Here is a 9,088-nt window from a genome sequence, read left to right on the forward strand (position 1 = left end):
TCCTGCTTGGCACTAATCTAGTAAATGCCGTAAGCGCAACAGTAAAAGCGTTGTCCGTTTTTCAACTGCATCAGTTTTGGTAAACCCACATCTAGAAGCCACAGCATCAGCAGGATTTTCTAAAGTTGTTTCCAAAATTTGACGCGCTAAACCCGCAACCAAATCATGATTTCGTCCGATATATTCCACACCTTCAGGTGCGGGTGAGATAAAAGTAATTAAACGCGGCTTATCTCCCAAAGTTGGCTGAAGAAAATTCGGTATTGTTGGTAGCAGCCATTGCTGGTTTTTCTTGCCAATCAATCCACAACTGTACCTTTCACAAGCTTCCCGCACAAACCACTCTACGTCTGCTTGGGAACCCAAAATGTTATCGGATTCAATTAATTCTTGCTCGACTTCGGCTGGTTTAATGGTGCGTTGAACAAAACGGCTACGATTAAGTTTTTCTCTTTCTACGGCTTTATCCCAATTTTTGTGAACCTTGTCTATGGGAGATTCATTTTCATCAAGTAAATCCAACAAAGATAACTGTACTGCATCGGTAGCGCGATCGAACAAAGATTGAAATACCGATTCCGCCACCGTGTTACTATTCATCGGTACGGGAACTGTAACTCCCAAAGACTTGTGAATTTGTACCGCTTTGCGAATTAATACATCTAGCACCGCTCCATCTACGGGATTATCCCGACCGTAAATCAAACAGCATTTTACCTCAATTGCAGTTTGCCCGTAACGGTCAATACGTCCTTCTCGTTGCTCCAAACGGTTGGGATTCCAAGGTAAATCGTAATGAACAACAGCACTGAAGTGTGACTGTAAGTTTACCCCTTCACTCAAACAATCAGTAGCAACCAGCACTCGTACTGGATAAGATTTTAACTCTTGTAAACGAATTTCTCGCTCATCCTCAGAAAGTTCTCCAGTAATCGCAATTACCCGTATGCCATTATTCTCGCTGCTTTTAACCTTCCGCTTTTCTAACTTCTGCTTCAAAGCATCAGCAACATAATTCGCCGTGGCAATATAACGACACCAAATAATCGGATTACAACCTGACTCCAGAAGAGATTCAACAGTAGCAATACAACATTTTAACTTCTCGTCTTTACTACCCTTCAAATTTTCCGCCGCTTCCACAAAAGACCTAATTTTGCGACGTTCGGTATCACTATAACTAAGCGATCCTTGTTCCAATACCACAGTAGGAGGTGCATCAACTGCTCGTTCTTGCTGCGTGGAATCATAAACATAGGCACCCATGATTTCTTCATCCAAAGCAGAAAATTCTACCCCATCCCTTTTACTAGCCTGCTTGCTCAAAGTTGCTACAGCAGCCGCAGGTGAAGACATAACACAGCGAATTAAAGCCAAAGCAGACCAATATCTTCCCCTTCGCTGGGCATAACTCATATCTTCATTGGTCGTTTTGACCAAACCACGCACAAAATTGTATACAGAATCAAATAAATCCCGATATTCCGGCGATAATTTGTAGGCATATTCATCCGACTTTCTTTGGGGAAAATGCGTTTCATCTCCCAACCAATGCTTAACATCTACCCGTCGTCGCTGCACAAAATGATTGGATAGTTGCTCGCTCTGCTTTTTAGTTAAACTATCGAACTTAAACAGCGCAAATTCCGGTTGAAGTAAACCCACAAGCGACAAAAAAGAATCTTCAATACCGCTATGAGGAGTAGCAGTCAGTAAAACTAAATGTTGATTGGATTTTTGAGATATTTCCTCTACCAGTTGGTTTCTTTGCTGCTGCGATGAACTGTTATTACCCCGGTGCGTACAAGTATGCGCCTCATCTACGATCGCAAAATCCGGACAATGAGTAATAAAGCTAGCACGTCGTCGTTCAGATTTCGCATAATCCAAACTAACAATCAAATGACGATAGTAACCAAAAATATGATTGTCACCAGAAGGTAATCCGCGTTCCAACTTTGCCACCGTACCCGAACGTACCACTACAGCATCAATATGAAACTTTTCCTGCAATTCTTGCTGCCATTGGTCGCATAAATGAGGAGGGCACAGCACCGCAATCCGCTTGACTTCACCGCGATCGAGCAACTCCCGTGCAATTAGTCCAGCTTCAATAGTCTTACCAATACCCACATCATCGGCAATCAGCAAGCGTACAGTCTCCAACCTCAAAGCCATTAATAACGGCACCAACTGATAGGGACGAGGGCGCACCGATAAACGTCCCAAACAGCGAAAAGGTCCCGCACCACTCCGCAACAGCAAACGTGCAGCATTCATCAATAGCAATGCCGCAGTATGGTCTTGAACTTGCTTAGGGTCGGGCGACGGAAAAGTTGCCTCTTCAATCTGCTCTACCCCCAACTGCCAATAAATACCAGCAATTTCATCTTCATTGCCACTCAAAGGACGCAAACGGATAATCTCCTCAATTTCTGAGGGCAAAACTACCCATTGGCGATCGCGACAGCTGACTATGGAACCTGGCGTGTAACTAATGGTATCTGTCATGCTAAAAGCTAGACGTAATAAAACCTATCAGCGTAAAGGTACATACTACCTAAAAAAACAAGCTAAATTAGGGTAGTAAAACTTTACTACTGTAAATAAGGTATTAAGAATCCTATTAGTTATATCAGTAATATTACTAATTAGCACTAATGATTTATAGAATTATTGTGTGATTAGAGTCACATTTATAGTCAAATAACTTTACTAGCTGTTGATCGAATACGAAAAATGCTCATGTGAATAATATTGAAACGAGCGATAAATCTAACTCCGAGTCATAAAAATGAATAATTTAAACAACTCTCCACCTAAATGGTAAAGCTGTAATCATTACATAAAAAGATTTTCACCAGATTATCCTAAACCGGATAATCTGGTTGTGCGATTAATAAACTCACTTAAAGTCACCTATCGCATTATGCTCTTGCCAAATTCAAAATCTACAGGTATACGGCATATTGCCGTATATAATATAAAAGTTAATTAACTCTATGTAATCTATGAGCAACACTAACGTTCCAAAATCAATGGCTCGAAGAAAGTTGCTCGCGTGAACCTGGAAATAAAAGCTTTATGAAAGAAATCCGGCAATTTGTAGGGAGTAACCTTAACAGATGTGGTTAATGAAGAGCGTTAAAGCTATTGCTTATAAATTTATCGAACAGCAACAAAATCTGAAGCTGAGTAAAGAAGATTCAGAAGCTTTTTTTGAAGCGATTTTAAACTCTTCTCAACCATCAGATGCATTGAGGAAAGCAACTTCACGTTATAAACAAGTGATAGAAAATAATGGCATTAACGATTGAACTGCGAGCAGGAAAAGAAGCATAACCTTCGGCGTTTACTAGCGGGAATGATAGCTTAAATTGTATTCAGCAAGCCCTAATTACCAAAAATTCAAATATTCTCAATTTGAAAACCACGGGGACTTTTCAAAACAAAAATATCATTTTCTTTAAATAAATCTCCCATACAAACAATAGGTAATCTTTCTTGATAAGCAATGATAGCTAAAATATAATTATGGTCTTTCAGTTCAGCTTTTATTTTGCGTAATTTATCAAATACTGGACAAATAATTGTAATTTCACCGCTCAATTTATATTCGTGAGGGGTTGCGATTTGTGTGACAAAACCTTGTAGTTTTAAATTCGGATAATTATTAATAAAATCGCTTAAAATTTCAAGTTGAGAAAGATTTTCTGAAGCTGCTAACGTTTCAATCGCTTCACGAATTCTTGGAAGATAATCTCTTACATTTTTTGTATTTGGCAGCAAGATTTCAAATAAGCCGCACCTACGGTGAACACCTTCTTCTACTACTTGCTTGTGCCAAATTGTAGCATTATCAAGAAATTGTCCATCTTCATACCAACCGTGAGATTGCAAATAATCCCTCAGTTGTTGTGGTTCTATATTTTTAATGATTTGGGTATCTTCTACTGTGAATTTCATGGTTGTATTCCTTGACCAATATCTTGCATTATTGACTCAAGAGCAGTAACTGTAAATTGATTATTTCTTGGTATGGTAACAGTTACAGCCGATGTATTTTGTGTTTCCGGCATTCCTCTGAGCGATAACCAATAACCGCAATATCTCATACAAAGTTCTTGTTCTGATTGTTGCACCCACTCCTCTAAGTTATCGGGAAGTAAAACTACAATTAAGATTCTTGGAATGACAAAATCAATCATTCGTAAATCATCGTAGTTTTTCAACTTCAAAGGATAGCTGATTGCGTTATCCTTCATAACATCCCTTGATGTAGATTTTAACTGTAATTCCAACCGAGGCGCACGGATACGTCCTATTATACCTCTGGCTGCTATGCCCCAGTCTACGCTGTCGTCGTCTACGGCTGGTTTGTAGAGAGAATAACCTGCAACACTGGTGACGGCTTGAAGATATGCGTTGCTAAATTGTTCTTTCTGTTGGCTGATTTCCACTGAATATCGTGTTTATTTCTAATGCAATATTGAGTTTACACTGCATTTGACTCAAAATTAATCGGTTTTGAATTTACAAAAACATCCAGAAGGGGGACTAATTTCATCTTTAGTCCTCGTGTCACACTAATTAGAAGGAAGACTGATTTTACGATTAGTCCTCGTGTCAGTAGGAATGGGGGTAAAATGGGGGTAAGAGAGTGTGAAAAGGGTGAAAGTACTGTAGTGGCGTGGTTGAAGTCAGACTGAAAATCCTCGTGTCACCAGTTCAAGTCTGGTTCCTGGCATACAATACGAAACCCCCAGCAGAATACAGCTTCTGGGGGTTTTTTAATGCCGCAAAAACCCCGTTTCAGCGATTCGAGGGGTGTAAGTTGGGTGTAAATTTACCCCCACGTTGGACATTTTTGGGCGAGGTTGGACAATTTATTGGGGTAAAGTTAGGGTAAATCAGAGCGCGCTGATTCCAAGTCCAGCAAAGGCAATAGAGAAAACCAGCGATCGCATTTTCTCTTTGTCTTCACTTGTAAATCCAGGAGTCACTTGTGGGTTCTCAACGTAAAGCCTCAAAAGGAACTGTCCAAATTAAAACTTCAAATGAGCGCTTGCAACTCGTTTTTAGTTTTGGGGGTAAACGTCATTATTTATCAACGGGTTTTACCGATACCAAAGCCAACCGCAAGCTAGCGGAGATGAAGGCTAAACAAATTGAGTTGGATATTCTCTGCAATAATTTTGATATCACTTTGGTTCGGTACAAGCCGGAATCGCAGCAAGCCATCTTTACACCATCGGCAAACAGCGAGAAGTCACCCGTCGAACCTTGTCCAGAAAGTTATGCTTCTTTAGCTGATTTGTGGGACAGTTATACCGAATATAAGCGCTCAAGTTTATCTCCTAGTACTTTGGCAAAGGATTACAAGAAAATTTACCGTTGTATTAACGTGCATCTGCCAGTGAAGACTTTAGATAAAGCTGTAGCGATTCGGGATTGGTTAATTGCCAATAGAAGCCCGTTATCTGCCAAAAAAATACTGACTCAGTTTTCGGCTTGTTGCAATTGGGCTGTGAAATCTCAATTGATTGAGGCTAATCCTTTTGCGGATATGGCGAGCGATATTAAAGTACGACATGGTGATTCCGAGGAGACGGATATTAATCCTTTTAACGTTGAGGAGCGCGATCGCATTATCCAAGCATTCAAGGAAAATCGATATTACACTCACTATGCATCGTTCATTGAATTTCTTTTCATGACGGGCTGCCGCCCATCTGAAGCTGTGGGTTTGCAATGGAAGCATATAAGTAATGACTTTACTCAGATTCGGTTTGAGCAAGCTGTAGTGATTTCTGAATCAGGATTAACTTGCAAACCAGGTTTGAAGACGCAGAGGAAGCGACTTTTTCCAATTAATAACCGCTTGGCTATGTTCTTAAAATCAATCCAACCTGCTGATGTGTCGGGTGAAACTAAGGTTTTCCCTTCGCCTGAAGGTAAGTGGATAGATGTGCAAAACGTGAGTAGAAGGGCTTGGAAGACTGTGCTATCCATGCTTGATGGTGTTGATTATCGGAAGCTTTACCAAACCCGGCATACATTTATTACGATGGCTTTGAAGAATGGAGTAGATGTAAAAGATTTAGCCAAAATGGTAGGTAATTCACCTGAGATTATTTACCGACATTATGCGGGGCAAAGTCGGGAGCTTTTCTTGCCGGAGTTTTAGGATTTAATTGGCGATACTTACTATTGGATATCTACTCAAAAAAAGAAGTTTAATAGTAAGTATTACCTTCTTCACTTTAATAGTTACAGAAATTTTCTGCTTTGATGAAAGGTAAATTGTCAGGTTTTTCAACAGAAAGGCTTTTTCGTTTTTTAAATGCTGTCTTGTTGCGATATGGAAATTGTAGTTAAGAGTAAACAATCTAATTAGTCGGGCGAAAACAAAAGTTTGTATTGATTAATAGATTAATAACTATTACATTCTTCATAATGGAAAGGAATGGAATATACACTTATTTTAAATCACTTACCAGTATCCTCAAGCTTTTCGTTTGTTACGTTTTTGATTACTAACTAAACTAGCATGATACAAATCAATCGCTCTATGATGAGCAATTGGATCTTGACGATTATGGAACCAATCTTGAATAAGCTCTAAATTATATCGAATACAACGGCTATTCAATTTGATCCAATGGGTTCCTTCAATCCATGTCCCATCTAAACGATATTTTTTAAGTGTAGAAAAGCTCATATTTAGTCTTTCTGATGCTTGCTGCTTTGTAACGAACTGGAACATCATCGTAATCCCTAAAAATATATTTTTGTAAATTTTCACAAAGCCATAATATTTCTCACTGGGTTCACAAAAAATAGTGAATTGAGTTACATAAGGTTATGAAAAATAGCTGCTCACTATTTAGACATAGTTATTTTTTATCAGCAATTATTTTATAGCAAAAGAAAAACTATTATCTTAAAGCTAGTGGCATAGCCTTTTATGCTCAAATAATTAGTAGGGAGTATATTCAGGCATTTAATCCCGGATTTATCTATCACTATAGTGATAGACATTTTTATTACTATAGTAATAAATCTCTTTACGCCACAAGGGAAATATTGATTAGCAGAATTTGAATGAGAATTACGTTAATAACGTAAAAAGCTTATCTTACAAAAAATTAGAAGAGGCACAACTGCGAATGTACATAGCTATCAGATATAATCATGAACCATTCAACTGATAATTACTTTCTAACAGACCCAGAAGAATTGAAGTTTATATCTGATGTTGTAAATCAAGTATTGGAGGCGAGGCATCATCTAGTCGATATTAAGGATTTACAAGCAGCTTTAAAGGAAGTTAGTTTAGAACATGGTAAAGAAATACAAATGAATTTAGTCTTTGAGGAAAATCAACTGGCTGGATTCAACTTTTCTTTCGCAAACGAACCTAGTAAGACAACTGACACTATTCCTTTTGACCAGCAGCAAATCAATATTGAATCCGAAAAAGGAAATATTATCTCTTACGAACAAACAACAACGATCGCTGCAACAGAATCGGAAAATAATCTAACAAATTCTTTTTCTTCACCTTTATTTTTGATGGATTACTTAGTTGGGGAATACCGAAGGTCGCAGTTATCAGTTTTTGGTTAATTTTAAGTTGGTGGTTTGTGACGGGGAAAGACCCGGATAAATATATTAATCGTTTTCGCAAACCCAAAGGTAGCAACTGGATTATCGGTGGAGCAATGTATGTGTCTCCCTTACTTTCTCGGAATATTAGGAAGCAGCTAAAGAAGGCAGGGGGCAGGGGGAAGAAAAGTTATTCTTAAATAATTGATGGTGACAATTATTTGTTTATGGGAAATGCCTTATTACAATGAAAACTTATATTCCTTCAATAAATTCTATCAACCAAGACAATGGAAAGTCGCAATACATTCCCTTTGAGAACGAACTCGACCTCTGCTGCATGGTTCGCATTGAAAGGGATAATCGTAAAATAGGAGCATTTTTACTCAACCAAGGTGATATTAAAGATGAAAACCAATTCCAAGTAGTTTTTGCATTCCAAATCAGAGGTATCCACAACCAACTTTACCCAGAAGAAATATCATCAGTATCGGCTTCTGTTTCCGAAGCGATGAAATCTATTCTTCCAGGAGAAAAATGTACGTTTCTTCTAGGACGGTATTCGGATGACTCTGCAAGACTTGAACATCTCAACAATCTTGCCGAAAATTGTTCCTTAAAACTACCAGCTATATTAATCCGCAATGAACAAGCAAGAGTACAAGAATTAACTCGTAAAGGAGCAAGGTCAACTTGGCAGCAAATAGTATTCTGTACCTGGACTGTAGATAAATTTGGAGAAAATAAAACTGACCCTTTATCCAAATTAATACATTACACGGGTAAAGCAGGACGTTTTTTATTAGATAACGTTACCGGACGTATATCACAAAGGCAAGAACAACTTCTCAATGTCTTATTGATGAAAGCCTATACCCAAGGATTTATTCAATGGGAAATGCTGTTTAATACAAAAGCGGGATTGGAACTTACACCACTTGACGATGCACAATTATGGTCATGGTTGTGGAGCAGATTTAATAAATATGAAGCACCACCGATTCCTCAAGTTTTAGTTATCTCAGAAGATAAAGATAGCGGTATTAAATTAACGGAAATTCAAAATTCCCTCAAACACTCCACAACTATCTTGATTTCTGGAGAAAAAGGTAGAAGTTCATGTCCGGAACATCGTCAATGTACGAACCGCGTTTATGTTAAAGATAAAGTATGCGGTGTTTTAACAATGGTAGATACCGTAATTGCATGGACGAGTGCAAAAGAACAAATCGCATGGATGTGGAAAGTCTTGAGCGAAAATCACGTCCGAGATACCGAAGTATGGGTAGAAATTTCAGGAGCTAATCGTTACTTGACTGAAGATAATCTTCATCGTCAAGCGAAGCAAACCAAAGCTGCTAGGGAACGAGCATTATTTAAAGGAACTGGTAGAGATGTAGGTGCTGAAATTAAGCAGGAGGAAAGCTTTGATGCACAGAAGAAATTGTATAAAGGTGCTGTTCCTCTCAACTGTGCAGTT

General features: G+C 38.5%; 7 protein-coding genes and 1 pseudogene. 4 read left to right on the forward strand and 4 right to left on the reverse strand.

What is annotated here, in order from left to right; all coding sequences use genetic code 11:
- Positions 1-12: 12 nt before the first annotated feature.
- Positions 13-2,511: a helicase-related protein gene (locus VB797_RS21300; protein WP_323239741.1), complete on the reverse strand. Its 2,499-nt coding sequence runs from the start codon at positions 2,509-2,511 to the stop codon at positions 13-15.
- Positions 2,512-3,134: 623 nt separating this feature from the next.
- Here VB797_RS21300 and VB797_RS21305 point away from each other — a divergent pair.
- On the forward strand, positions 3,135-3,317 hold the full coding sequence (locus VB797_RS21305; RefSeq protein WP_323239742.1) for a DUF1778 domain-containing protein: 183 nt from the start codon (positions 3,135-3,137) through the stop codon (positions 3,315-3,317).
- Positions 3,318-3,408: 91 nt separating this feature from the next.
- Here VB797_RS21305 and VB797_RS21310 read toward each other — a convergent pair whose 3' ends face one another.
- Positions 3,409-3,966: a hypothetical protein gene (locus tag VB797_RS21310; protein WP_323239743.1), complete on the reverse strand. Its 558-nt coding sequence runs from the start codon at positions 3,964-3,966 to the stop codon at positions 3,409-3,411.
- Positions 3,963-4,460: a DUF4365 domain-containing protein gene (locus VB797_RS21315; RefSeq protein WP_323239744.1), complete on the reverse strand. Its 498-nt coding sequence runs from the start codon at positions 4,458-4,460 to the stop codon at positions 3,963-3,965. The genes VB797_RS21310 and VB797_RS21315 overlap by 4 nt, the downstream gene beginning before the upstream one ends.
- A 545-nt stretch (positions 4,461-5,005) precedes the next feature.
- On the opposite strand from VB797_RS21315, the gene VB797_RS21320 reads away from it, so the two are divergent.
- Entirely contained in the window at positions 5,006-6,187 is a 1,182-nt protein-coding gene (locus VB797_RS21320) for a tyrosine-type recombinase/integrase (protein ID WP_323239745.1), read from the forward strand.
- Positions 6,188-6,505: 318 nt separating this feature from the next.
- Here the strand turns inward: VB797_RS21320 and VB797_RS21325 are convergent, their stop codons facing one another.
- Positions 6,506-6,769, reverse strand: coding sequence for a hypothetical protein (locus VB797_RS21325; RefSeq protein ID WP_323239746.1), 264 nt, complete (start codon positions 6,767-6,769; stop codon positions 6,506-6,508).
- A 425-nt stretch (positions 6,770-7,194) separates the two neighbouring features.
- On the opposite strand from VB797_RS21325, the gene VB797_RS21330 reads away from it, so the two are divergent.
- Together VB797_RS21330 and VB797_RS21335 are read left to right on the forward strand one after the other, a co-directional pair.
- Positions 7,195-7,629 carry a hypothetical protein gene (locus VB797_RS21330; protein ID WP_323239747.1) on the forward strand — a complete coding sequence of 145 codons (435 nt, stop codon included), beginning with the start codon at positions 7,195-7,197 and terminating at the stop codon, positions 7,627-7,629.
- A gap of 226 nt (positions 7,630-7,855) precedes the next feature.
- Positions 7,856-9,088: pseudogene (locus VB797_RS21335) on the forward strand (hypothetical protein); the annotation flags it as partial.

It is taken from the genome of Rivularia sp. UHCC 0363 (genome assembly GCF_034931125.1).
In the GTDB taxonomy this organism is placed as follows: Bacteria; Cyanobacteriota; Cyanobacteriia; order Cyanobacteriales; family Nostocaceae; genus Rivularia.